At 62.3% G+C, this 22,454-nt stretch carries 20 protein-coding genes and 1 pseudogene; 17 read left to right on the forward strand and 4 right to left on the reverse strand.

Translation table 11 applies throughout. The annotated features are described in order from the left end of the window. Window positions 1-145: 145 nt before the first annotated feature. The 15 genes from dinG to FBY03_RS21925 all read left to right on the forward strand — a co-directional run bounded on the left by dinG (window position 146) and on the right by FBY03_RS21925 (window position 17,165). The gene (gene dinG, locus FBY03_RS21855) at window positions 146-2,290 is read left to right on the forward strand and encodes an ATP-dependent DNA helicase DinG (RefSeq protein ID WP_147174449.1); all 2,145 of its coding nucleotides are present in this window, start codon (window positions 146-148) and stop codon (window positions 2,288-2,290) included. Window positions 2,291-2,361: 71 nt separating this feature from the next. After that, a complete protein-coding gene (locus FBY03_RS21860) occupies window positions 2,362-4,746 on the forward strand; it encodes a beta-galactosidase (RefSeq protein ID WP_178090754.1) in 2,385 nt (794 codons plus the stop codon). A gap of 73 nt (window positions 4,747-4,819) precedes the next feature. Further along, complete coding sequence (locus FBY03_RS21865) at window positions 4,820-5,965, forward strand: serine hydrolase domain-containing protein (protein WP_147174450.1); 1,146 nt, start codon at window positions 4,820-4,822, stop codon at window positions 5,963-5,965. 96 nt (window positions 5,966-6,061) lie between these two features. Continuing rightward, a complete protein-coding gene (locus tag FBY03_RS21870) occupies window positions 6,062-6,703 on the forward strand; it encodes an OmpA family protein (RefSeq protein WP_147174451.1) in 642 nt (213 codons plus the stop codon). A 47-nt stretch (window positions 6,704-6,750) separates the two neighbouring features. Then, a complete protein-coding gene (pdxH, locus tag FBY03_RS21875) occupies window positions 6,751-7,398 on the forward strand; it encodes a pyridoxamine 5'-phosphate oxidase (protein ID WP_147174452.1) in 648 nt (215 codons plus the stop codon). Between the two features lie 377 nt (window positions 7,399-7,775). Continuing rightward, window positions 7,776-8,240, forward strand: a complete 465-nt coding sequence (locus FBY03_RS21880) for a glycine zipper 2TM domain-containing protein (RefSeq protein ID WP_147174453.1) — start codon at window positions 7,776-7,778, stop codon at window positions 8,238-8,240. Window positions 8,241-8,587: 347 nt separating this feature from the next. Beyond that, the gene (locus FBY03_RS21885; protein ID WP_147174454.1) at window positions 8,588-11,380 is read left to right on the forward strand and encodes a monovalent cation/H+ antiporter subunit A; all 2,793 of its coding nucleotides are present in this window, start codon (window positions 8,588-8,590) and stop codon (window positions 11,378-11,380) included. A gap of 1 nt (window position 11,381) precedes the next feature. Next, entirely contained in the window at window positions 11,382-11,711 is a 330-nt protein-coding gene (locus FBY03_RS21890) for a Na+/H+ antiporter subunit C (protein ID WP_147174455.1), read from the forward strand. Continuing rightward, entirely contained in the window at window positions 11,708-13,213 is a 1,506-nt protein-coding gene (locus tag FBY03_RS21895) for a monovalent cation/H+ antiporter subunit D (RefSeq protein ID WP_147174456.1), read from the forward strand. Before FBY03_RS21890 ends, FBY03_RS21895 begins: the two co-directional genes overlap by 4 nt. After that, complete coding sequence (locus FBY03_RS21900) at window positions 13,210-13,713, forward strand: Na+/H+ antiporter subunit E (RefSeq protein ID WP_147174457.1); 504 nt, start codon at window positions 13,210-13,212, stop codon at window positions 13,711-13,713. The genes FBY03_RS21895 and FBY03_RS21900 overlap by 4 nt, the downstream gene beginning before the upstream one ends. Beyond that, complete coding sequence (locus tag FBY03_RS21905; protein ID WP_147174458.1) at window positions 13,698-13,967, forward strand: K+/H+ antiporter subunit F; 270 nt, start codon at window positions 13,698-13,700, stop codon at window positions 13,965-13,967. Before FBY03_RS21900 ends, FBY03_RS21905 begins: the two co-directional genes overlap by 16 nt. 9 nt (window positions 13,968-13,976) lie before the next feature. Continuing rightward, window positions 13,977-14,309, forward strand: coding sequence for a Na+/H+ antiporter subunit G (locus FBY03_RS21910; RefSeq protein ID WP_147174459.1), 333 nt, complete (start codon window positions 13,977-13,979; stop codon window positions 14,307-14,309). 233 nt (window positions 14,310-14,542) lie between these two features. After that, on the forward strand, window positions 14,543-15,448 hold the full coding sequence (locus tag FBY03_RS21915) for a DMT family transporter (protein ID WP_147174460.1): 906 nt from the start codon (window positions 14,543-14,545) through the stop codon (window positions 15,446-15,448). A 13-nt stretch (window positions 15,449-15,461) separates the two neighbouring features. Next, window positions 15,462-16,556, forward strand: a complete 1,095-nt coding sequence (locus tag FBY03_RS21920; protein WP_147174461.1) for a PLP-dependent cysteine synthase family protein — start codon at window positions 15,462-15,464, stop codon at window positions 16,554-16,556. 96 nt (window positions 16,557-16,652) lie between these two features. Next, window positions 16,653-17,165, forward strand: a complete 513-nt coding sequence (locus tag FBY03_RS21925; RefSeq protein ID WP_147174462.1) for a GNAT family N-acetyltransferase — start codon at window positions 16,653-16,655, stop codon at window positions 17,163-17,165. 143 nt (window positions 17,166-17,308) lie between these two features. Here the strand turns inward: FBY03_RS21925 and FBY03_RS21930 are convergent, their stop codons facing one another. From FBY03_RS21930 to FBY03_RS21940, 3 genes are all read right to left on the reverse strand, one after another. Then, window positions 17,309-18,925 carry an NAD(P)/FAD-dependent oxidoreductase gene (locus FBY03_RS21930; protein WP_147174463.1) on the reverse strand — a complete coding sequence of 539 codons (1,617 nt, stop codon included), beginning with the start codon at window positions 18,923-18,925 and terminating at the stop codon, window positions 17,309-17,311. A 248-nt stretch (window positions 18,926-19,173) separates the two neighbouring features. Then, window positions 19,174-20,175 carry a type I glyceraldehyde-3-phosphate dehydrogenase gene (gap, locus tag FBY03_RS21935; protein WP_147174464.1) on the reverse strand — a complete coding sequence of 334 codons (1,002 nt, stop codon included), beginning with the start codon at window positions 20,173-20,175 and terminating at the stop codon, window positions 19,174-19,176. Between the two features lie 72 nt (window positions 20,176-20,247). Beyond that, complete coding sequence (locus tag FBY03_RS21940; protein WP_147174465.1) at window positions 20,248-20,919, reverse strand: COG3650 family protein; 672 nt, start codon at window positions 20,917-20,919, stop codon at window positions 20,248-20,250. A gap of 62 nt (window positions 20,920-20,981) precedes the next feature. Here FBY03_RS21940 and FBY03_RS21945 point away from each other — a divergent pair, with 62 nt between their 5' ends. Next, window positions 20,982-21,380, forward strand: coding sequence for a DUF488 domain-containing protein (locus FBY03_RS21945; protein ID WP_147174466.1), 399 nt, complete (start codon window positions 20,982-20,984; stop codon window positions 21,378-21,380). A gap of 369 nt (window positions 21,381-21,749) precedes the next feature. Here FBY03_RS21945 and FBY03_RS21950 read toward each other — a convergent pair whose 3' ends face one another. Further along, complete coding sequence (locus tag FBY03_RS21950) at window positions 21,750-21,956, reverse strand: cold-shock protein (protein ID WP_147174467.1); 207 nt, start codon at window positions 21,954-21,956, stop codon at window positions 21,750-21,752. A gap of 225 nt (window positions 21,957-22,181) precedes the next feature. Between FBY03_RS21950 and FBY03_RS21955 the strand changes: the two are divergent. Continuing rightward, window positions 22,182-22,286 (forward strand): annotated as a pseudogene (locus FBY03_RS21955) (IS110 family transposase); the annotation flags it as partial. Window positions 22,287-22,454 lie beyond the last annotated feature (168 nt).

Here is a 22,454-nt window from a genome sequence, read left to right on the forward strand (position 1 = left end):
GGCCCGCGTCCAGTTCCTCAGTTGGCGCTCGCCACTATTTTCAGCGGTCCGGTAAGCGGTTCTGCGCCGGATCGAATAGCGCGTTATGATAGCGGCCGTTTGCAAACACTGAAAATTTATCCAGCCTTTTCGCGCCCAGATCATCATGCTCAGTACCGAACTCAAGACCCAGATCCAGGGCGCCTACTCCCGTTTTCTCGATGCCAAGGGGCTCAAGCCGCGCTATGGGCAGCGCTTGATGATCGCCGAGATCGCCAGGGTGCTCGGCGCGATCAACACCGACGATGAAGGCAAGCGCAGCGGCGACCCCGCGGTGGTGGCGGTCGAGGCCGGCACGGGTACGGGTAAGACCGTGGCCTATTGCCTGGCGGCGATTCCCACGGCCAAGGCGGCGGGCAAACGGTTGGTGGTCGCCACCGCTACCGTGGCTTTGCAAGAGCAGATCGTGCACAAGGATCTGCCGGATCTGATGCGCAACAGCGGTCTGAACTTCAGCTTCGCCCTGGCCAAGGGGCGCGGTCGCTACCTGTGCCTGTCCAAGCTCGACCTGCTGTTGCAGGAAGGTCAGGCGCAGAGCTCCACCGCCCAACTGTTCGCCGAAGAAGGCTTCAAAATCGACGTCGATGAGCAGAGCCAGAAACTGTTCAGTGGAATGATCGAAAAGCTTGCGGGCAATAAGTGGGACGGCGACCGGGACAGCTGGCCCGAGGAGCTGGAGGACGCCGACTGGGCGCGGCTGACCACCGATCACAGCCAGTGCACCAGTCGTCATTGCCCGAACTTCCAGCAATGCGCCTTCTATAAAGCGCGCGAAGGCATGGGCAAGGTCGATGTGATAGTCACCAACCACGACATGGTACTCGCCGATCTGGCATTGGGTGGCGGTGCTGTGCTGCCGGACCCGCGTGAAACCATCTATGTGTTCGACGAAGGCCATCATCTGCCCGATAAGGCGATTGGCCACTTCGCCCACTTCACCCGCCTGCGCTCGACCGCCGACTGGCTGGAGCAAACGGCGAAAAATCTCAGCAAATTGCTGGCCCAGCATCCGTTGCCTGGCGACCTGGGACGCTTGATCGAACAGGTGCCGGAGCTGGCGCGGGAGATCAAGACTCAGCAGCAATTCATGTTCAGCGCCTGCGAGCAACTGGCCGACTTCAAACCGGGTGAGGACATGGAGGGTCGCGAACGACCACGTCATCGTTTCGTCGGTGGCCGGGTGCCAGAGCACCTGACTGAGATGGGGCTGGAACTGAAAAAAGGCTTCTCCAAACTCACCGAACTGTTCACCGGGCTCACCGAGAAGCTCAAGGAAGCCATGGATGGCGAAGCCACCATCGGTATCGCCAGCCATCAAGCGGAAGAGTGGTACCCGCTGTTCGGCAGCCTGCTGGCCCGCGCCCAGGGCAACTGGGAGCTGTGGCTGGCCTTCACCGCCGAAGACCCGGAGGACAGTCCGCCCATGGCACGCTGGCTGAGTCTGGCCGAGAGCGGTGCGTTGTTCGATATCGAGGTCAACGCCAGCCCCATCCTGGCGGCCGAGACCTTGCGGCGCAGCTTGTGGAACGTGGCCCATGGCGCTCTGGTGACTTCGGCGACCCTCACCGCCTTGGGCACCTTCGACCGTTATCGGATGCGCGCCGGTCTGCCGAAAGTGGCGGTAACCGCGGTGGTGCCGAGCCCGTTTCATCATGCCGATGCCGGCGTCCTGCGGGTGCCGGACCTCAAGGCCGACCCGCGCGATGCCGTGGCGCATACGGCGGCGATCATTCGCGACCTGCCCGCGCTGGTGGAGGGCTCGCGTGGCACCCTGGTGCTGTTCTCCTCACGCAAGCAGATGAAGGAAGTCTTCGACGGCCTGGATCGCGACTGGCGCAAGCGCGTGTTTATCCAAGGCAACCTGTCCAAGCAGGAAACCCTGAATAAGCACAAGGCGCGGGTCGACGAAGGCGAGTCCAGTGTGTTGTTCGGCCTGGCCAGCTTCGCCGAAGGCGTCGACCTGCCGGGCGCCTACTGTGAGCACGTGGTGATCGCCAAAATTCCCTTTGCCGTGCCGGATGACCCGGTGGAGGCGGCGCTGGCCGAGTGGATCGAGGCGCGCGGCGGCAATCCATTCATGGAAATCTCCGTACCGGATGCGTCGTTGCGCCTGGTCCAAGCCTGTGGCCGCCTGCTGCGCACCGAAGAGGATCGCGGCACCATCACCCTGCTCGATCGGCGGCTGGTCACCCAGCGTTATGGCAAGGCGATTCTCAATGCGTTGCCACCGTTTCGCCGAGAAATAACCTGAGGCCCTTGCTGGCCGGGAAAATTCCTGGTGTATGCAGTGTCTGTTGGCTGGTCGTTTAGGAGAGCCTGTACATGATGTGCCGCGCGTTGCTTGTGGTTGCCCTGTTGTTTGCCTCGCCGCTGTTCGCCGCACCAGCGGGTCAACAAACCTTGTTTAACTTCGTCAGCCCCACCGATGTGGTGCAGGTGACACCGCGTGACGCCAGTTTTCCGCAGTTGACGGGGGAAACCACCCAGGCAGGTGAGCTGCTGCGCCGGCTGGTGTTTAATGCCGCCGAGCGGCCGAGTCTGCGAATGACTCCGCAAGCTGGCGTCTGGGACTGGTCGAAGGCTGGCGCCATGACCCTGTATCTGCAAAATGCGATGGACTGGGCATTGACCCTGAACCTGCGCATCGAAAGCCGTGACGGTAAGGTGCTGAACAGTCGCATCGCCCTGCCGGCAGGGCCGGCGCAGGTTTTGCTGGTGCCGCTGCAGGCGACGTCGCCGAAAGCCCTGGGCATGCGCGCCGGGCCGCCGATGCCCTGGCGTTACGAGGGGCAGCTGGTGCTGCTGGCGACCACCGTCGAGGGCGAGTTGGATGCGAGCCAGGTCACAGCGGTGACCCTCTCCATGGACCAGCCGAATGTGCCGCAAAGTATCCTGCTCGGCCGTTTTGGCGTGCGCGAGGGCACTGCCGTTCAGCAGGCAGCCTATGCCGGCATCGTCGATGCATTTGGTCAGTTCACTCGCGGCCATTGGCCGGAAAAAGTCAGCAGCGTCGCGCAGCTGCAAGCGGCCGCCGCCAAGGAACAGCTGCAACTGAACAAGTGGCTGGCTGAACGCCCCGAGCAGGATCAGTTCGGCGGTTTGCTCAGTGGTCCGTCGTTCGAGGCCACGGGATTCTTTCGCACCGAGCAGCAAGACGGCCGTTGGTACCTGGTCACCCCTCAAGGGCATGGGTTTTTCTCTCTCGGGGTGAATGCGGTGACTGCCAGTCAGAGCCAGACCTATATCGAAGGTCGGGAGACGATGTTCAGTGCGCTACCCAAGCTCGACGAACCGCTGGCTGCGCAGTACGGCAGCAGCGACAGCCGGAGCAACACCGGCGCGAGCAAAGACCGTGGTTTCGATCATGGGCGCTGGTTCGATTTTTACCGGGCTAACCTGCAGCGCACCCAGGCCGAGGCCGGTTGCAGCGAACCGGTAAAGTCGACGGATGGGGCGCAAAACACCGAGGAAACTAAAGCGGCAACTACCCCCGAGGTCATCACTGCGGCAGATGTCGCTGGCGAGACATCTGCCGCGCAGAACGCGCGTGAACCCGCCTGTGCCGATAGGCCCTTCGATGCCGAGCGCTGGACTCGTCAGGCGCTCGACCGTTTGCAGGCCTGGGGCTTCAATACCGTCGGCAATTGGAGCGCACCGGCCCTGGGTGAAGCACAGCGGATGCCCTACACCTTGCCGTTGTTCATCAGTGGCGATTACCAGACCATCAGCACCGGTCTCGATTGGTGGGGCGGCATGCCCGATCCGTTCGATCCGCGCTTCGCCATGGCCGCCGAGCGTGCCGTCGCCATCGCCACCCGCGATCATCGCGATGACCCCTGGCTGCTGGGTTATTTCGCCGACAACGAGCTGGCCTGGGCGCATCCGGAAGCGGGGCCGCGTGGGCGCTATGCGCTGGCCTATGGCACCTTGCGTTCGACCACCGATGTGCCGGCCAAGCGTGCCTTCCTCAAGCAGTTGCGCGACAAGTACCGTAACCAGCGGGGCTTGTCGCGTGCCTGGGGCATCGAGCTGACGGCGTGGGAGCTGATGGAAGATCCAGGCTTTGAGGCGCCGCTGCCGAGCGCCGAACACCCGGCCATCGAAGTGGATTTCCAGCGCTTTCAGCGACTGTTCGCCGACACCTATTTCAAGACCATCACCGATGCGCTCGATTGGCACGCCCCCAACCACCTGCTGCTCGGTGGCCGTTTCGCCATCAGCACGCCGGAGGCGGTAGCGTCCTGCGCCGAGTATTGCGATGTGCTGAGTTTCAACTTCTATACCCGCGAGCCGCAGCAGGGTTACGATTTCGCCGCGTTGCGAGCGCTGGATAAACCCGTGCTGATCAGCGAGTTCCATTTCGGTTCGCGTGATCGGGGCCCGTTCTGGGGCGGGGTCAGCGAAGTGGCTAAGGAAGAGCAGCGCGGACCGGCGTACGCGCATTTTCTCAAGCAGGCCCTGGCCGAACCCGCGATAGTCGGTGCGCATTGGTTCCAGTATCTGGATCAGCCGGTAACCGGGCGCCTGCTGGATGGCGAGAACGGCCATCTGGGGTTGCTCGGCATCACCGACCGACCCTTCAGCGGCTTTATCGAGAGCGTGCGCAAGAGCAACCTTGCGCTGGGTACAACCCTGTCGAGCATGGCCAAAGCGTCTGCCGCGCAAGCAGCAGCGCCAGCCAACGCCGAGGCGCAACCAGCACCTTAGTCGCGCACGCGCAGTGCCGGTGCGGCGCCGCGAATCGAGCGTCGCCTTAGTCAAAGTGCATAAGGATTTACTCATGCTGATTCAGGGTTATTTCGACCTTAACTTCGAGGCCGTCAAAGACGCCTTTGCCGCGTTATTCGACGACCCGCAAGAGCGCGGCGCGGCGCTCTGTGTGCAGATCGCTGGCGAGACCGTGCTGGATATCTGGGCCGGCACGGCCGACAAGGATGGTCAGCAGGCCTGGCACAGCGACACCATCCTGAACCTGTTTTCCTGTACCAAGACCTTCACCGCCGTCACCGCCTTGCAGTTGGTCGGCGAGGGCAAGCTCGAGCTGGATGCCCCGATTGCCCGTTACTGGCCGGAGTTCGCCGCGGCCGGTAAGGAAAAAATCAGCCTGCGCCATCTGCTCAGCCATCAGGCCGGCTTGCCGGCATTGCGCGAGCAGCTACCGGCCGAGGCCCTGTATGACTGGCAGGCCATGACCTCGGCCCTGGCTGCCGAGCGCCCCTGGTGGCCGCTCGGCGAGGGGCACGGTTATGCGCCGATCACCTACGGCTGGTTGGTCGGCGAGGTATTGCGCCGCATCGAAGGGCGTGGGCCAGGCGAGTCGATAGTCGCGCGTACGGCTAAACCGCTCGGTTTGGATTTCCATGTCGGTCTGGCCGATGAAGAGTTCGGGCGCGTGGCCGCTATTACCCGCGGCAAGGGCAATTTCGGCGACGCCGCTGCGCAACGCCTGCTCAAGGTGATGATGCGAGAGCCAGCAGCCATGAGTACGCGGGCCTTCACCAACCCGCCCTCCATCATGACCAGTACCAATAAGCCGGAATGGCGGCGTATGCAGCAGCCCGCGGCCAATGGACATGGCAATGCGCGCAGCCTCGCGGGTTTTTACACTGGCCTGCTCGATGGTCGTTTGCTGGAAAGCGAGCTGCTCGACGAGCTGACTCGCGAGCATGGCGTCGGTGACGACAAGACCCTGCTGACCCGCACCCGCTTTGGCCTGGGCTGCATGCTCGATCAACCCGCTGTGGCGAATGCGACCTACGGCATGGGCCCGCGCGCCTTTGGTCATCCGGGGGCAGGCGGTTCCATCGGCTTTGCCGATCCGGAACGTGATGTGGCCTTTGGCTTCGTTACCAACAATTTAGGACCGTTCGTCTTAATGGACCCCCGTGCGCAAAAACTTGCGCGCATGTTGGCTGATTGTTTGTAGGGAGCTCGACTAAACTCCCTGCCAACTGTGGCTGCTCAGGCCGTTAATGCTGGCCAATGGCCGGTTTCTTCTGACTGTTTTGTGTGTGGATACCCAATGGTTGCTAACAGATCTCTCGCGCTCGTCCTGTGTCTGCTGATTGCCGGTTGCGCCGGCTCTGAAAAGAGCAAAAAGACGGAAGCGGCCGCTATGCCCGCCCCGAAAATCATCCAGGCCAATTTGGATGAATACGAGCCGCGTGTACGTGAGGCGATCAAGGGCAGCCATTTCGAGCTGGAACGTCGAGAGAATGTGTTGGTGGTTACTGCGCCAGTACTGGGGACATTCAACCCCGATCGCCCGCACATGTTGTTGCCGGTGACGCTCGGGCCCATCAGTCGTGTTGCCAAATTGGTGGAGAGCGACAAGAGCATCGGCGTATTAGTGCTCGGCCATGCCGATAGCAGCGGTGCGGCCGAGCTTAACCGTGAGTTGAGCCATGAGCGGGCCCGGGCGTTTACCGCGATCTTTCGCTTGAGCGGTCTGAGGCAAGATCGGCTGCTGGTCAAGGGTGTGGGCTCGGACATGCCGCGCGCCGCCAACGACAGCGCTGCCGGTCGCGCCTTGAATCGCCGCGTGGAAATTATCCTGACCTCGCAGGACACCCTGCAAGCCCTGCTCGCCAAGTACAGCCAGCCCGCGCTCCCGAGCGGCGAAGTGCTGGCCAAGCGGGCAGCTGACGTCGATCAAGCCAAGTGAGGCCGAGGTGGGTAAGCTAGGCAGATTCTGTTCTTGAGAGCCTTGCCATGACCCCAACCCTGGCTGATATGCGCCGCGACTACACCCGTGATGGTTTGAGCGAGGCGCAGGCACCGAGTGAGCCCTTCAGTTTGTTCGAGCAGTGGTTCGCCGAGGCGGTAAAGACCGAGCAGCTGCCGGTCGAACCCAATACCATGACCCTGGCGACGGTCGACGACGACGGGCGCCCGCATTGTCGGGTGCTGCTGCTCAAAGGCCTGGATGCGCGCGGCTTTACCTTTTTCAGTAATTACGACAGCGCCAAAGGGCAGCAACTGGCGGCAAAACCCTTTGCGGCGATGACCTTCTTCTGGCCGACCCTCGAGCGCCAGGTGCGCATCGAGGGACGGGTCGAGCGGGTTAGCCCGGCCGAATCCGACGCCTATTTCCAGGTGCGGCCGTTGGGCAGTCGTCTGGGTGCCTGGGCCTCGCCGCAGAGCCGGGTCATCTCCGGGCGCGCCGAGCTCGAGGCCATGCTGGCGAAGGCTGAGCAACGCTTTCTCGATCAGGCACCGCAATGCCCGCCACATTGGGGTGGCTATCGCCTGCTTCCTGAGCGTATTGAGTTCTGGCAGGGGCGCGCCAGTCGTCTGCATGATCGCCTCAATTACCGCCTGCAAGACAGCGTCTGGCTACGTGAACGCCTGGCGCCCTGAGTCATGTGGGGCGGTGGAGTAACCGCCACGGCGGGTGCACTCTCATTCCGCAACAGAGATCAGTGTTGAACTGGCTGGATTGCTCGGTGCGCTGCTCGGCACCGATTAGCTCGGCGCTGTCGTGGTTGAACCTGCCGCCTCGCGGGTTTCGGCTCGGCAGCGCGCAGTAGTCGGTTTGGCGCTTGAGTTTATCGGCATGGAGCAGGTGCACGGCGATGAGCTGGGGCATTGCGTGCGCCAGCCTGCCAGGGTTTGCCCTATGGCGTAACAGTTCAGGCGTTAAATCCATCCGCCGGGGTCGGCCATTGTTGCTCTATAGTCGTGACATGGACCCTTCGAGCGCTGTCTAATAGAGTAAATCCACTGGAGGAATTACTATGCGTCAACCCACTCTTTTCGTTGCCTCCTTTACCGCACTGGCCCTGGCTCTTGGCGGTTGCGCGTCCAGCCTGACCGGTGACAGCTACTCGCGTGATGAGGCGCGGAGCGTGCAAACCGTACGCATGGGCACCATCGAGTCGTTGCGTCCGGTGAAAATCGAAGGCACCAAGACCCCAATCGGTGCGGGTGCCGGTGCGGTAGTCGGCGGTGTGGCCGGCAGCGGTGTCGGCGGTGGTCGCGGCAGTGCCGTGGCGGCTGTGGTCGGTGCGGTGGCGGGCGGTTTGCTCGGTGCGGCGGCCGAAGAGGGCATCACCCGCACGCAAGGCGTGGAAATCACCGTGCGGGAAGACGACGGCACCATGCGCGCCTATGTCCAGCAAGTCGAAGAGAACCAGATCTTCCGGGTTGGTCAGCGCGTGCGCATCATGAGCGTCAACGGCACTAGCCGCGTATCCCTGTAAGCCAGACTCGAGCCGGATCAGCACGCGCTGATTCGGCTTTTTTGTGTGCGCCATTTGGTGCGGCACAGCCTACGGTCGCTCGGCCAGTCTGCAGCTAGAGTCAGATAATCGTAGGCTCAGCGTTTTTCGTAATACTTCTATTCATGACGTTGTGTCGATAGTTATGGATAATCGACAAATTATCCTGCGCCAACAAATGCTTAGGCTATGCAGCAGGTAAGGGCAGCACTGTTAAGGTGCGCCGGCCAGGTGAGACGGTTGACCGTCGCCACAGGACCGATGCACCCGTTAGGACGCTAACAGGCCGTCACGCCACTCCGGGCGGGCTTGCAGAAGGGGTTTAGTGTATGGCGCTTGCGCTGATTATCGCCTTGCCATTTTTGGGGGTGATATTTCCTCTATTAGCCGAGCGCGTGGGGCGCTCGGCCTGCTCCGTGGCGGCGGGGATAGCCCCACTCGCGGCACTGGTGATATTGCTTTCGCAACAGTCGGCGGTGTTCGCCGGCGAGGTGGTGCGGGTCAAGCTGGCATGGCTGCCGGCGCTGGGACTGAACCTGAGTTTGCGCCTGGACGGCCTGGGTTTCCTGTTTGCCTTGTTGATCCTCGGCATCGGTTTGCTGGTCATCCTCTATGCCCGTTACTACCTGGCGAAACAGGAGCCGATGGGGCGTTTCTTCGCGTTCTTGCTACTGTTCATGGGTGCCATGCTCGGCGTGGTGCTGTCGGAAAACCTGCTGCTGATGTTGATGTTCTGGGAGCTGACCAGCCTGTCGTCGTTTCTCCTCATCGGCTACTGGAGCGCCCGCTCGGATGCCCGCAAGGGCGCGCGCATGGCCCTGGCGGTCACCGGTGGCGGCGGTCTGGCCTTGCTCGCGGGGATTTTGCTGATCGGTCACATCGCCGGCAGCTTCGAATTGTCTCGGGTGCTCGCCTCCGGCTATGCCATTCGTGCTCATGAGCTCTACCCGCTGGCGTTAGTGCTGGTGCTGCTTGGCGTGTTCACCAAATCGGCGCAGTTTCCCTTCCATTTCTGGTTACCCCATGCGATGTCGGCACCGACCCCGGTCTCGGCCTATTTGCATTCGGCGACCATGGTCAAGGCCGGGGTCTTCCTGTTGGCGCGCTTGTACCCGGCCCTGGCCGGTTCCGAGTGGTGGTTCTACCTGGTCAGTATCACCGGCCTGGTGACCTTACTGGTGGGCGCGTGCATGGCCCTGTTTCAGCACGATTTGAAAGGCTTGCTGGCCTACTCGACCATCAGCCATCTGGGTCTGATAACCCTGTTGTTCGGTGTGGATACGCGCCTGGGTGCGGTGGCCGCGGTGTTCCATATCATCAACCATGCCACCTTCAAGGCCTCGCTGTTCATGGCCGCGGGGATCATCGATCACGAGACGGGAAGCCGCGATATGCGGCGCATCAACGGTATGTGGAAGTACATGCCGCACACGGCGATGCTGGCCATGGTGGCAGCCTCGGCGATGGCCGGGGTGCCCTTGCTCAACGGCTTCCTGAGCAAGGAGATGTTCTTTAGCGAAACGCTCAATCTGCACATGCTCGGCAGCTTCAACTGGGTGATCCCGGCCGGTGCGACCCTGGGTGGGGTGTTTTCGGTGGCTTATTCGCTGCGCTTCATTCACGACGTGTTCTTCAATGGCGAGCCGATCAACCTGCCGAAGTACCCTCCGCATGAACCGCCGCGCTATATGAAGGTGCCGGTGGAGGTGCTGGTGTTCCTCTGCCTGCTGGTCGGCATCGTGCCGGCCTACACCGTCGCGCCGCTGCTGGCGGCGGCTGCATCGGCCAGCCTGGGCGGTGAACTGCCGGTCTATAGCCTGGCCATCTGGCACGGCTTCAACTTGCCGTTGTTCATGAGCTTTATCGCGCTGTTCGGCGGCGTGCTGATCTACTCGTTCCGCCAACCCTTGTTCCGTTGGTATGCCGGCTTGCCGAGTATGGACGCCAAGCTGTTGTTCGAGCGTGGCGTGGTGTTGTTGGTACAGAGCTGCACCGCTATCACCCAGCGCCTAGAAAACGGCTCCTTGCAACGTTATCTGTCGTTGCTGCTGGGCGCTGCGCTGGTAGTGGTGACCCTCGGGCTGGGCCCCTTGCCGCAGGTCACAGGGTCGGTGGCGATGACCCCGATCAATGGCATCGGTGCCCTGGGCCTGGGGATTCTGGCCTTGGCGGCGCTGGTCACTGTGGTGTTCCATCGCCAGCGTCTGGTCTCGCTGCTGATGCTCAGCGTGGTTGGCTTGATGGTGGCCCTGGTGTTTGCCGGCTACTCCGCGCCGGATCTGGCGCTGACCCAGCTGTCGGTGGAAGTGGTGACCATCATCCTGCTGATGCTGGCGCTGTACTTCCTACCGGCGCAGACCCACGGCGAGTCGAGCAGTATTCGCGGTCTGCGCGACTTCATCCTGGCCATCGGCAGTGGGGTGATGGTAGCGATGCTGGTGTTCGCCGTGCTGACCCGGCCCTATGACAGCATCTCCAGTTTCTTCCTGGCGAACAGCCTGTCCGGCGGTGGCGGCCACAATGTGGTCAACGTGATTCTGGTCGACTTCCGTGGTTTCGATACCCTGGGCGAAATCAGCGTCCTGGCGATTGCCGGTGTCGGTATTTACGCGATGCTCGACGGTCTGCGGCTGATCCAGCCGCGCGCCGATGCGCAAGGGCGCAGCTGGGCGCGCGACCGTCATCCGCTGATCCTCGCGACTCTGTCGCGGGTGTTGTTGCCGATGGCCCTGCTGATCTCGGTATTCATCTTCCTGCGCGGGCACAACCAGCCAGGCGGCGGTTTTATCGCCGGCCTGATCACCGCGGTGGCGCTGATTCTGCAGTACGTCGCCAGTGGTGTGCAGTGGACCCAGTCGCGCTTGCCGCTGAACTATCACCGTATGTGCGGCGCCGGCGTCATGATCGCCGGGCTGACCGGCTTGGGTAGCTGGCTGTTCGGCAAACCATTCCTGACCTCGAGTTTTGGTCATTTCGCTATTCCACTGGTGGGCGAGATCGAACTGGCCAGCGCCATGCTGTTCGACCTGGGCGTCTACCTCACCGTAGTCGGCGCGACCCTGCTGATTCTCGCCAACCTGGGTAAGTTGACCCAGGAAAAAGCCGGACAAGAGGTTCTTTGAGATGGAAGCACTATTTGCCGGCGCGCTCGGCATTCTCACCGCCAGCGGCGTGTACCTGTTGCTGCGGGCACGCACCTTCCCGGTGGTGATGGGCCTGACGCTGATTTCCTACGCAGTAAACCTGTTTCTATTCGCCATGGGCCGCCTGCATACCGGGGTGTCTTCGGTGATCGCGGCGGACGCTGTATACGGTGATCCGTTGCCGCAGGCACTGGTGCTCACCGCGATTGTGATCGGCTTTGCCATGACCGCTTTCGTGGTGGTGTTGGCGCTACGCAGCGTCGGTGAAATGCAGACCGACCATGTCGATGGCCAGGAGCCCAAGCGATGAATCATGGCTTGGCTGTGCCAGTGCTGTTACCGATGTTGGTCGGTTGCCTGCTGTTGTTCGGCGCGCGCCTGAGCCTGCCGGTCAAGCGCGTGCTGTCGCTGACCGCGACCAGCCTGTTAGTGCCATTGAGCATGTGGCTGATGTGGCAGGCCGATCAGGGCGCGCTGCAGACCTATGCGATGGGTAATTGGCAACCGCCGTTCGGCATCATCCTGCTCCTCGACCGTCTGAGTGCGATGTTGTTGGTGGTTACCGCGGTCTTGGCGTTTTTCGCCTTGCTCTACGCGGTGCGCGGGGATGACGAGCGCGGGCGCAACTTCCATGCGTTGTTCCAGTTCCAGTTGATGGGGATCAACGGCGCCTTCCTCACCGGTGACCTGTTCAACCTGTTCGTGTTCTTCGAGATCCTGCTGATCGCCTCCTATTCGCTGCTGTTGCATGGCGGCGGACCGGAGCGGGTTCGCGCCGGCCTGCATTATGTGATTCTCAATCTGGTGGGCTCGGCCTTCTTCCTGATCGCCGTGGGTGTGCTGTATGGCATTACCGGCACCCTGAATATGGCCGATCTGTCCATTCGGGTAGCGGCGGCCGGTGCAGAGCAGGCGCCGTTGCTGGGGGCTGCCGGTTTGCTCTTGCTGGTGGTGTTCGGTCTGAAGGCGGCGTTTCTGCCGCTGTACTTCTGGCTGCCCAAGGCCTATGCGTCGGCGTCGGCGCCGGTGGCGGCACTCTTCGCCATCATGACCAAGGTTGGCCTGTATTCGATCCTGCGGGTGTACACGCTGATTTTCGGTGACGACGCCGGCAGCCTGGCGAACATGGCCGAGGCCTGGCTGTGGCCGCTGGCGCTGCTGACCATGGTCGGCGGAGTGATTGGCGCATTGGCGGCGACCAGTTTGCACGGCTTGTTGGCTTATCTGGTGGTGGTCTCGGTGGGCACTGTTCTCGCGGGGCTGGCCCAGGGTACGGCGGAGGCCTTGTCTGCCGCCTTGTTCTACCTGATTCACAGCAGTTGGATCGCCGGCGGCCTGTTCCTCCTGGCCGACCTGATCGCCCGCCAGCGCGGGGTGAAAACCACCGACCTGGTGCAAGGGCCGGAGTTACAGAATCCCCATCTGCTCGGTGGCCTGTTCTTTATCGGGGCGATAGCCGTGGCCGGTTTGCCGCCGCTGTCCGGCTTCGTCGGCAAGCTGTTGCTGCTGCGGGCAGTCGAGCCGGGCTTGCAGGCCCTGTTCCTGTGGCCGGTGGTGTTGGTGGGCGGCTTGGCCACCATGATCGGCCTCAGCCGCGCCGGCAGTACCCTGTTCTGGCGAGTGGGGCAGAGCCAGCTGGACAGTGCCGAACTGGACTACGGGCGTTTGATAGCCTGCGCCAGCTTACTGCTGCTCAGCCCGTTGCTGGTTGGCCTGGCCGCGCCGCTGCTGGCCTATGTCGATGCGACGGTCATTCAGTTGCACGATCTGCAACTCTATCGACAACTGGTGTTGCCGGGAGGTGCGTCATGAAGGCGCGTCGCTGGTTCCCTCAGCCGTTGCTCAGCCTCTGCCTGCTGGCGGTCTGGCTGCTGCTGGCGAATGATTTCAGCCTCGGCCAGTGTCTGCTCGGCGCGTTGCTCGGCTGGTGTATTCCATTGGTCACCGAGGTGTTCTGGATCAATCCACCGCGGGTAGACAAGCCCTTCAAGCTCTGCCTGTTCTTCCTGCGCGTGCTCGGCGACATAGTGGTCGCCAATCTCGAAGTGGCGAAGTTGATCCTCAATCCGAAGGCCGAGATGCGCCCGGCGTTTGTCGAGATTCCCATTGAACTGGAAGACGAGCTGGCCCTGACCATGCTCGCCAGCATCATCTCCCTGACCCCGGGCACTGTGACCGCCGATATGAGCGACGACCGCAAGACCTTGCTGGTGCACGCCCTGGACGTGGCCGATGAGGCCCGCCTGATACGTGAGATCAAGACCCGCTACGAAGCGCCGTTGCTGGAGGTGTTCACATGCTCGACTACGTGATTCCGCTGTGCCTGGCGATGATGGGCCTGGCCCTGGTGCTGACCTTGGCGCGGATGATCAAGGGGCCGGACCTGCCGGACCGCATTCTTGCCCTGGATACCCTGTACATCAACGCCATCGCCTTGCTGGTGCTGTTCGGCGTGTGGCTGGACACCGGATTGTATTTTGAGGCGGCGCTGTTGATCGCCGTAATGGGCTTTGTCGGCACGGTAGCCGTGGCCAAATACCTGCTGCGTGGCGACATCATCGAATAAGGAGCCGCAATGAATAGCTGGATCGAAGCACTGGTCGCCCTGTTTCTCCTGGCGGGCAGTCTGTTTGCCCTGGTTGGCGCGATTGGTTTATACCGACTGCCGGATTTCTTCATGCGCCTGCACGCCCCGACCAAGTCGACCACCCTGGGCGTCGGCGGCATGGTCATCGCTTCATTGATCTACTTCAGCAGCCGTGGCGATGGCCTCAGCCTGCATGAGCTGCTGATCACCCTGTTTCTGTTCATCACCGCGCCGGTCAGCGCACACATGCTGGCCAAGGCCGCCCTGCAGCAGAAAGTGCGCCTGAGCGACAAGACCCACGGTAGGCCCTGGGAACAGTAAGGTGCCAGGGCAATTGCGGCATGCGCGCCGGGTTTCGCTGCGCTCTACGCCAGCCTACAGCTACACGACGTAAGCCTGGGCTGGGTGATTGAGGTGGGGGGGGCGCGGCATAAGCCTGCTGCGCGTCGTCCCTGCCGGTCCGCCACCCTTCAGCGCACACAGTTCAGGCGCCTGACTGTACCTGTCATCAACGCAACAGCCTCTCTACACTTGAGTCTTTGCGTGGGACTGATATGAGCGAGCAGGGCAGAGGTGTGGCAGTGATCTGCCTGATCGTGGCGACGGCGCTGTGGGGCAGTGCTTTTATCGCCCTGAAACTGGCGTTCACCGAGTTGCCCCCTTTGTGGGTGATCTTTGCGCGTATGGCCCTGGGCAGTCTGGTGTTCCTGCTCGCCTGGCGTTGGCGTGGACGGATGCAGTATGACCGCGGCGACTGGAAATACCTGCTCGGTCTGGCCGCCTGCGAGCCCTGCCTGTACTTCATCTTCGAGGCGCTGGCGCTGCAGAACACCAGCGCCTCCCAGGCCGGCATGATCACCGCGTTACTGCCGCTGCTGGTGGCGATAGCCGCCTTTGTTTTCCTGCGCGAGCGCATCAGTCGCACCACCCTGGCCGGTTTTCTCCTGGCGATGTGCGGGGCGGTCGGTTTGAGTCTGGCCGGCAGCGCCGACGAGCATGCCAGCAACCCCATGCTGGGCAATTTCTACGAGCTGCTCGCCATGCTCTGCGCCACCGGTTACACCCTGTTGGTCAAGCGCCTGTCCGCGCGTTATTCGGCGTTCATCCTCACCGCGATGCAGGCCTTTATCGGTACGCTGTTCTTCCTGCCGCTGGCCGCACTGGAAGCGCCCTTGCCCCAGACCATCAGTGCGCTGGGCGTGGCCACCTTGCTCTATCTGGGCGTGGTGGTCACCGTCGGCGCCTATGGCCTGTACAACTTCGGCATCAGTCGTTTGCCGGCCAGCGAAGCCTCGGGTTATACCAACCTGATTCCGCTGTTCACCCTGGCCTTCGCCGTGCCGCTGCTCGGCGAGACCCTGAATAACCTGCAGATGCTGGCTGCCGCCGTGCTGTTCGGCGGCGTCGCCCTGAGCCAGTGGCGCGGCGCAACGCCGGTACCGGTCGGCGTGCTGGATTGAAGAGGAACCGTTGATGAGCGATTCGAGAAACTGGGCCCGCGAGGCGATCCGCATCATCGATGCGGATTTTCAGCGCAGTGCCGACACCCATTTGATTCCCCTGGAGCTGCCTGGCCTGCCCGGTATAGAGCTGTACTTCAAGGACGAATCCAGTCACCCCACCGGCAGTCTCAAGCACCGCTTGGCGCGTTCGCTATTCCTCTATGCCCTGTGCAACGGTTGGCTCAGGCCAGGTGCGCCGGTGATCGAGGCCTCCAGCGGTTCCACGGCCATCTCCGAAGCCTATTTCGCCCGTTTGCTGGGCCTGCCGTTTATCGCGGTGATGCCGGCCAGCACTTCGCAGGAGAAGATCGCGCAGATCGCCTTCTATGGCGGTCAGAGCCACCTGGTCAGCGATCCGACGCAGATCTATGCCGAGTCCGAACGCCTGGCCCGCGAGACGGGCGGCCACTTCATGGATCAGTTTACCTATGCCGAGCGCGCCACCGACTGGCGCGCCAACAACAACATCGCCGAGTCGATCTTCCAGCAACTGCAGCGCGAGCATCATCCCGAGCCCGCCTGGCTGGTCTCCAGCCCCGGCACCGGCGGCACACTGGCCACCCTGGGGCGTTACGTGCGCTACCGCCAGCACCACACCCGGGTGCTCTGTGCCGATGCCGAACGTTCGGTGTTCTTCGACTATTACCGCAGCGGCGATGCCAGCCTGACCCTGGACTGCGGCTCGCGCATCGAGGGCATCGGCCGGCCGCGGGTCGAGGCCTCCTTCCTGCTCTCGGTGATCGACGCCATGTGCAAGGTGCCGGACGCCCTGTCGCTGGCGGCCATGCACTACCTGGCGCGGCGACTCGGCCGGCGCGTCGGTGGTTCCAGCGGCACCAACCTGATCGGTGCCTTACTGGTGGGCCAGCGCATGCTGGCGGCCGGGGAGCGTGGTTCGGTGGTGGCGATTCTCTGCGATGGCGGCGAGCGTTACGCCACCACCTATTACAACAATGCCTGGCTGCATGCTCAGGGCTTCGACCTGGCGCCGTTGATCGATGCCGTGGCGGCCTGCGCCGAGCAGGGCGTGGCCTTGCCGGATGAGTTGCCCAGCGCTGGGCTCTAGCGGCAGCCCGGATGCAATCCGGGAATGAGGCTTGCCTGCCGATAGACATCCCCGTATTTCATCCGGGCTACGAGTCCGCCAACGCCGGAGGATTAAATGAACGAGCTTGAGCTACGCAGGGCCGTTGCACAGGATATCGCCGGTATGACTGAACTGATCTTCGCCCACGGCGTCACCCCCTGGAACCACCTGCCTCGCGCTGAGGTGACCGCACACCTGCAGGCCATCGCCGAGGATTCGGTGCAGGCGGTATTGGCCGAGCGCGACGGTAAATTGCTGGGCTTTGTCAGCTTCGAGCTGTCGCGGCAGTTTGCCCGTTACCAACCGCCGCAGCGGCGAGAACAGGTGCATGCCTATATCTGCGAGGCGGTCATTCATCGTGATATGGCCGGGCAGGGCCTGGGTTCGCGTCTACTGGGCGAGGCGGTTAACTGTCTCGTCGAACAGGGCGTGCAGGACATCTACATCGACCGCCACGAGGAAAACGCCGCCTCAGCCGGGATGATGCGCAAGGCCGGCTTCGTCGAACTCGACACCTTCGCCGACCCTACCCGTCGTCCCAATGGCTCGGGCCGTACCACTCTCTGCTGTCTGCGTATTCACCCGTAGGCTGGCGTAGAGCGCAGCGAAACCCAGCATGTACAGCGCCATTGATGACCTTGTGCTGGGTTAAGCGGCGGCTGAGTCCCATATAGCCCGCTATTCAGCCTACGCGCTATACCCAGTCCGCTCACCGTAACCCTGCAATGGCATCAGCCTTCTGCGATCCCCAGCAGATCCCGCGCCAGCGCTTCGGCCACGCGAATGCCGTCGACTCCTGCGGAGAGGATGCCGCCGGCATAACCGGCGCCTTCGCCGGCCGGGAACAGGCCCTTGACGTTGAGGCTCTGCAGGTCGGCGCCGCGGGTGATGCGCAGCGGCGAGGAGGTGCGCGTCTCGATGCCGGTGAGCACCGCGTCGGGCAGGGCGAAGCCCTTGATCTGCTTGTCGAAGGCCGGTAGCGCTTCGCGGATCGCCTCGATGGCGAAGTCCGGTAGCGACGACGCCAGGTCACCGAGTTTGACCCCCGGTTTGTAGGACGGCTCGACGCTGCCCAGGGCGGTCGAGGGCTTGCCGGCGATGAAGTCGCCGACCAGCTGACCCGGCGCTTCGTAGGTGCTGCCGCCGAGGATGTAGGCGTGGGACTCCAGGCGCTCCTGCAGCTCGACGCCGGCCAGCGGGCCGCCCGGATAATCCTGCTCCGGGGTGATGCCGACGACGATGCCGGCGTTGGCGTTACGCTCGTTGCGCGAGTACTGGCTCATGCCGTTGGTCACCACCCGGTGCGGTTCGGAGGTGGCGGCGACCACGGTGCCGCCCGGGCACATGCAGAAGCTGTAGACCGAGCGGCCATTCTTGGCGTGATGCACCAGTTTGTAATCGGCGGCGCCGAGTTTCGGGTGGCCGGCGTATTTGCCCAGGCGTGCGCGGTCGATCAGCGATTGTGGGTGTTCGATGCGAAAGCCTACCGAGAACGGCTTGGCTTCCATGTACACGCCGCGGGCGTGGAGCATGCGGAAGGTGTCACGCGAGCTGTGGCCCAGAGCGAGGATCACGTGACGACTACGAATCTGCTCGCCGCCTTCCAGCTCCACCCCGTGCAACTGACCCTCCTCGATCAGCACGTCGCTGACCCGCTGCTGGAAGCGCACTTCGCCGCCCAGCGCCTTGATTTCCTCGCGCATGGTGGCGACCACGCCGGTCAGGCGGAAGGTGCCGATGTGCGGCTTGTTGACGTAGAGAATCTCCTCCGGTGCGCCGGCCTTGACGAACTCGTGCAGCACCTTGCGGCCGAGGTGCTTGGGGTCCTTGATCTGGCTGTACAGCTTGCCGTCGGAGAAGGTGCCGGCGCCGCCCTCGCCAAATTGCACGTTGGACTCCGGGTGCAGCTGATTCTTGCGCCACAGGTCCCAGGTGTCTTTGGTGCGCTGGCGCACTTCGGTGCCGCGTTCTAGCACGATCGGCTTGAGACCAGCCTGGGCCAGGATCAGCGCAGCGAAAATCCCGCAGGGGCCGAAGCCGACCACCACTGGGCGTTGTCCGAAATCGTCTGGCGCCTGACCAACCGGCTGGTAGCCAATGTCCGGGGCGATGTTGATGTGGCGGTCGTCGCTGAACCGGGCCAGCAACGCCGCTTCATCGCGCAGGGTGCAGTCGATGGTGTAGATGAAGTGCAGCTCGCTCGACTTCTTGCGCGCATCGTAGCTGCGCTTGAACAGGGTGAAGTCGAGCAGGTCGCCGTCGTCGATCCCCAGGCGCTGGAGGATGGCCGGGCGCAGGGCGTCTGCGGGGTGGTCGAGGGGCAACTTGAGTTCGGTGATGCGCAGCATGGGGTAGTCCAATATCAGGGCCGGAGGCAACCCGGCAGCTTTTTGCGAGGCGGCGATTATACCCGCGATTGCGCTGCAAGCATCGGTGCCGCCAGCGATCGGATGACCGCCGGAGACCTGAGTGTGGCAGCGCTCTTGACCGCGAACAGGGTCGGCCGTCACTGCAGGTTGCTTGGGTTTGTGGCCGAATCCTCCGCTTCGCGGCCAAGTCCGCTCCCACATGGCCGCAGTCTCTGAGCCTCTATTGGCTATTGGGGTTTCGGCCAGGCCAACGACACATCCAGCATGCGATTGGCGAATGCCCATTCGTTGTCGTACCAGGCCAGCACCTTGACCAGCTCACCCTGCACGCGGGTATGGTTGAGGTCGACCACGCAGGAGGTCGGGTAGCCGTTGAAGTCGCTGGACACCAAGGGCAGCTGGTTGCACTCCATCACGCCGCTGGGCAGCTGTTGCGCGCCTTGCCGCAGGGCCTCGTTGATCGCCTCGCGACTGGCCGGACGCTCGGCGCTGAAGGTCAGGTCGAGCAGCGAGACGTTCTGCGTCGGCACCCGCACCGACAAGCCGTCCAGGCGCCCGGCCAGCTCCGGCAACACCAGGCCGATGGTCTTTGCCGCCCCGGTGCTGGTGGGGATCATCGACACCGCCGCGGCGCGGGCGCGATACAGGTCGCTGTGGGTCTTATCCAGCAGATTCTGATCGTTGGTATACGAGTGCACCGTATTGATCAGCCCCTGGCGAATACCCACCGCTTGATGCAGCACCTTGACCAGAGGCGCCAGGCAATTGGTGGTGCAGGAGGCGTTGGAGACTATCTGCTGGTCGGCCAGTTGCTCATGGTTAACCCCGTACACCACGGTGAGGTCGGCACTGTCCATCGGATGCGACAGCAGCACCCGCGATGCACCGGCACTCAGGTGCTGCGCCGCCAGGTCGCGCTTCTTCAGCTTGCCCGAACATTCCAGCACCAGGTCGATGCCGAGGCGCTGCCAAGGCAAGTTGAGCACCTCACGTTCGCGCAGCAGTTCGATTGATTGGTCATTCACCTGCATGGATGCCTCATGCAGCTCGATATGGCCGGGGAAGCGGCCAAAGGTCGAGTCGAAGCGTGTCAGGTGGACCAGGGTAGGGTGATCGCCCAGGTCATTGATCGCGATCAGCTGAATCTGTTGTTCCAGCCCGCGTTCGAACAGTGCGCGCAGCACTGCCCGGCCAATTCGCCCGTACCCATTGATGGCTATGCGCAGCATAAAACGCCTCCCGTATGCGGTATTGCCTTCAGCTTAGGCGAGAGGCGCGGCGCTGCGCCGGGCAAACTGTGTTCAGTCGTTACGCGCGCCACCCAAGTAGCCGCAGCCGCGTAGCACCTGGCCATTCAGGCGCAGTTCGGCCGACAGGTGCTGCACTGCGCCGCTCATGCTGTCGACGCAGCGTTGCGGTGCGAGCCACAACTCCAGGCGTTGGCCGTTGGCCTCACTGGTCAGGTTGGCCCGGCCTTCTGGCAATTGCTCTTCCAGATAAGGCAGCGCCAAGGGCGGCTGGCCGGGGCGATTGAGGATCAGGCCTTTGCCGCTGACCGCCACACTCCAATCGGGTTCGTGGCCACTGGCATGCAAGGTCGTGCGCTTGAAATTGAGGTCGTCGCAGCCCGCTCCCTCGCGCTGCAGGCGATACACCTTGCTCAAGGTCAGGCTGCCATCGACCCCGGCCTGAGGTGTCGCGGCCAACAGGCCACGCACGTCGGCAAACAACGGGCCTGGGCTATCGGCGAACAGCTCGGCGGACTCGCGCATGATGTCGGTGCCACCATCATTACCGATGACAAAGCGGCGTTGCTCCTGACAGGGACGAAACAACAGCTGCCCGGCCTGCCGATCGAGTTCGCCCTGCAGGCGAGTGTGGTTGGCGGACACGTCGCTGGGGCGGTCGGTGAACAGTTGGCAACTGGCGAACAGCGGCAACAGGGCAAATACTAAGGTGCGGCTAACGGACATCGAGGCTCTCCTAGCAAGAGCGCCACGTTAACCAGCGCATCGGGCGATCACAAGGGCAGGCAATGATCCAGTGCAAGCGGGTATACCAAGCGCCGAGTGCAACGGATGGTCAGCGGATACTGGTGGACCGTTTATGGCCGCGTGGTTGCAGCAAGGCAACCTTGGTGTTGCATGCCTGGCTGAAAGAGCTGGCGCCTTCGAGCGAGTTGCGCAAACAGTTCGACCATGCCCCGACACTGTTCGCTGAGTTTCGCCAGCAGTACCGGCGCGAATTGGCCGCTCACCCGGAGTATTGGCAAGGGCTGCTGGACATCGCTGACACCGGCACCCTGACCCTGCTCTACGCCGCGCGCGATACCCAGTTGAATAACGCACAGGTGCTGGCGGAGTTTCTCGAAGAGGAACTGGATCGCCGGGCGGAGCCGAGTTCGACGGTGTGCTATGCGGATAGGCATGAGTAAGCGCTCACCCACTAAGCGCGTTGCTCGGGCGAGTCTGACCCTGTGAGCACCTAATGCTCGCGGGCATTCGCTGCTGATAACGTGAAATAAGGGCAAATAGTCGAATGAAGGCGCACTGGCAACGGGGCTGGAACAGTAGTTACTTACTGTTGATAGCTGGAGTAAAAAGGGGGGAGGGGCGAATAACTGAATATGCAGAGGGGTGTGGCTGGATTCTATTGCAGTTTGTTACTTGTTGAATATTAGCGTTGCTGTAAATGTTAATTGGTATGGCAGTTGTAGCGAGTGCGGCTGAAGTCAAGTTGAATGCGTTTAGCAACACGCACTTGTCAGTGACTATCAGCCGCACATGATAGCGTTAAATCAACACTAAACCGGCACGACGTTATTCGCGCAAGGACCTTTTTGGCCTTGGCCTACTTCAAACTCAACCGCCTGGCCTTCATTTAGCGTTGCATAACCGCCACCCATTTTTATTTCAGAGTGGTGTACAAAAAGATCTTTGCTTCCATCTTCGGGAGTGATAAAGCCAAAACCTTTGTCTGCGTTAAACCACTTTACGATGCCTTTACTCATTTCTCTTTTCCTGTATTCATGGGGATTCCCAATGGGAAGTCTAACACGAATTAATGCAGATATATTGCATTTAATTTATGCGCAGAGTAATGAAATAGGCCTATGTGGCGCGTTCAAATGCACTATATGGGTCTAAAGAAACGCTGAGGATGACTTCCCGATTTTGGAAAAATACTCGATTTCACCGGCAATCCCCCAGCTTTAGCGCTTGCCAGCGTTAGAGGTCAGGCGGCGGTGGCCTTGGCGAACAAGCTGGTGCGGATCTGCTGGGCGGTCTGGTGTCACCAGCGACGGTTCAGCGGTAACTGGCAGAGCCAGCAGCCCGCCTGACGGCGGGCGGGTAATCAGTAAGAGGTTTTCTCGTGGTTGTGGTGAGCAGTAGCACTGTCGAAACAGGCGAGTCCTGCGACGGAACAAGGCCGATAACAATCATGATCCTCGGGATCGATTGAACGCTTGGCCCCCGTTGCGCGAACTACAGAGTGGCCAGGGCGGTAA

This window comes from Pseudomonas sp. SJZ079 (assembly GCF_007993865.1).
Classification (GTDB): domain Bacteria; phylum Pseudomonadota; class Gammaproteobacteria; order Pseudomonadales; family Pseudomonadaceae; genus Aquipseudomonas.

Bases quoted from the DNA above. Each gene is read 5' to 3' on its own strand.
- FBY03_RS21925 (WP_147174462.1), top strand. From the start codon at position 16,653: ATGAACGAGCTTGAGCTACGCAGGGCCGTTGCACAGGATATCGCCGGT.
- FBY03_RS21945 (WP_147174466.1), top strand. From the start codon at position 20,982: ATGATCCAGTGCAAGCGGGTATACCAAGCGCCGAGTGCAACGGATGGT.
- FBY03_RS21940 (WP_147174465.1), bottom strand. From the start codon at position 20,919: ATGTCCGTTAGCCGCACCTTAGTATTTGCCCTGTTGCCGCTGTTCGCC.
- FBY03_RS21890 (WP_147174455.1), top strand. From the start codon at position 11,382: ATGGAAGCACTATTTGCCGGCGCGCTCGGCATTCTCACCGCCAGCGGC.
- FBY03_RS21915 (WP_147174460.1), top strand. From the start codon at position 14,543: ATGAGCGAGCAGGGCAGAGGTGTGGCAGTGATCTGCCTGATCGTGGCG.
- FBY03_RS21895 (WP_147174456.1), top strand. From the start codon at position 11,708: ATGAATCATGGCTTGGCTGTGCCAGTGCTGTTACCGATGTTGGTCGGT.
- FBY03_RS21885 (WP_147174454.1), top strand. From the start codon at position 8,588: ATGGCGCTTGCGCTGATTATCGCCTTGCCATTTTTGGGGGTGATATTT.
- FBY03_RS21900 (WP_147174457.1), top strand. From the start codon at position 13,210: ATGAAGGCGCGTCGCTGGTTCCCTCAGCCGTTGCTCAGCCTCTGCCTG.
- FBY03_RS21865 (WP_147174450.1), top strand. From the start codon at position 4,820: ATGCTGATTCAGGGTTATTTCGACCTTAACTTCGAGGCCGTCAAAGAC.
- FBY03_RS21910 (WP_147174459.1), top strand. From the start codon at position 13,977: ATGAATAGCTGGATCGAAGCACTGGTCGCCCTGTTTCTCCTGGCGGGC.
- gap (WP_147174464.1), bottom strand. From the start codon at position 20,175: ATGCTGCGCATAGCCATCAATGGGTACGGGCGAATTGGCCGGGCAGTG.
- FBY03_RS21920 (WP_147174461.1), top strand. From the start codon at position 15,462: ATGAGCGATTCGAGAAACTGGGCCCGCGAGGCGATCCGCATCATCGAT.
- dinG (WP_147174449.1), top strand. From the start codon at position 146: ATGCTCAGTACCGAACTCAAGACCCAGATCCAGGGCGCCTACTCCCGT.
- FBY03_RS21930 (WP_147174463.1), bottom strand. From the start codon at position 18,925: ATGCTGCGCATCACCGAACTCAAGTTGCCCCTCGACCACCCCGCAGAC.
- pdxH (WP_147174452.1), top strand. From the start codon at position 6,751: ATGACCCCAACCCTGGCTGATATGCGCCGCGACTACACCCGTGATGGT.
- FBY03_RS21950 (WP_147174467.1), bottom strand. From the start codon at position 21,956: ATGAGTAAAGGCATCGTAAAGTGGTTTAACGCAGACAAAGGTTTTGGC.
- FBY03_RS21905 (WP_147174458.1), top strand. From the start codon at position 13,698: ATGCTCGACTACGTGATTCCGCTGTGCCTGGCGATGATGGGCCTGGCC.
- FBY03_RS21870 (WP_147174451.1), top strand. From the start codon at position 6,062: ATGGTTGCTAACAGATCTCTCGCGCTCGTCCTGTGTCTGCTGATTGCC.
- FBY03_RS21880 (WP_147174453.1), top strand. From the start codon at position 7,776: ATGCGTCAACCCACTCTTTTCGTTGCCTCCTTTACCGCACTGGCCCTG.
- FBY03_RS21860 (WP_178090754.1), top strand. From the start codon at position 2,362: ATGATGTGCCGCGCGTTGCTTGTGGTTGCCCTGTTGTTTGCCTCGCCG.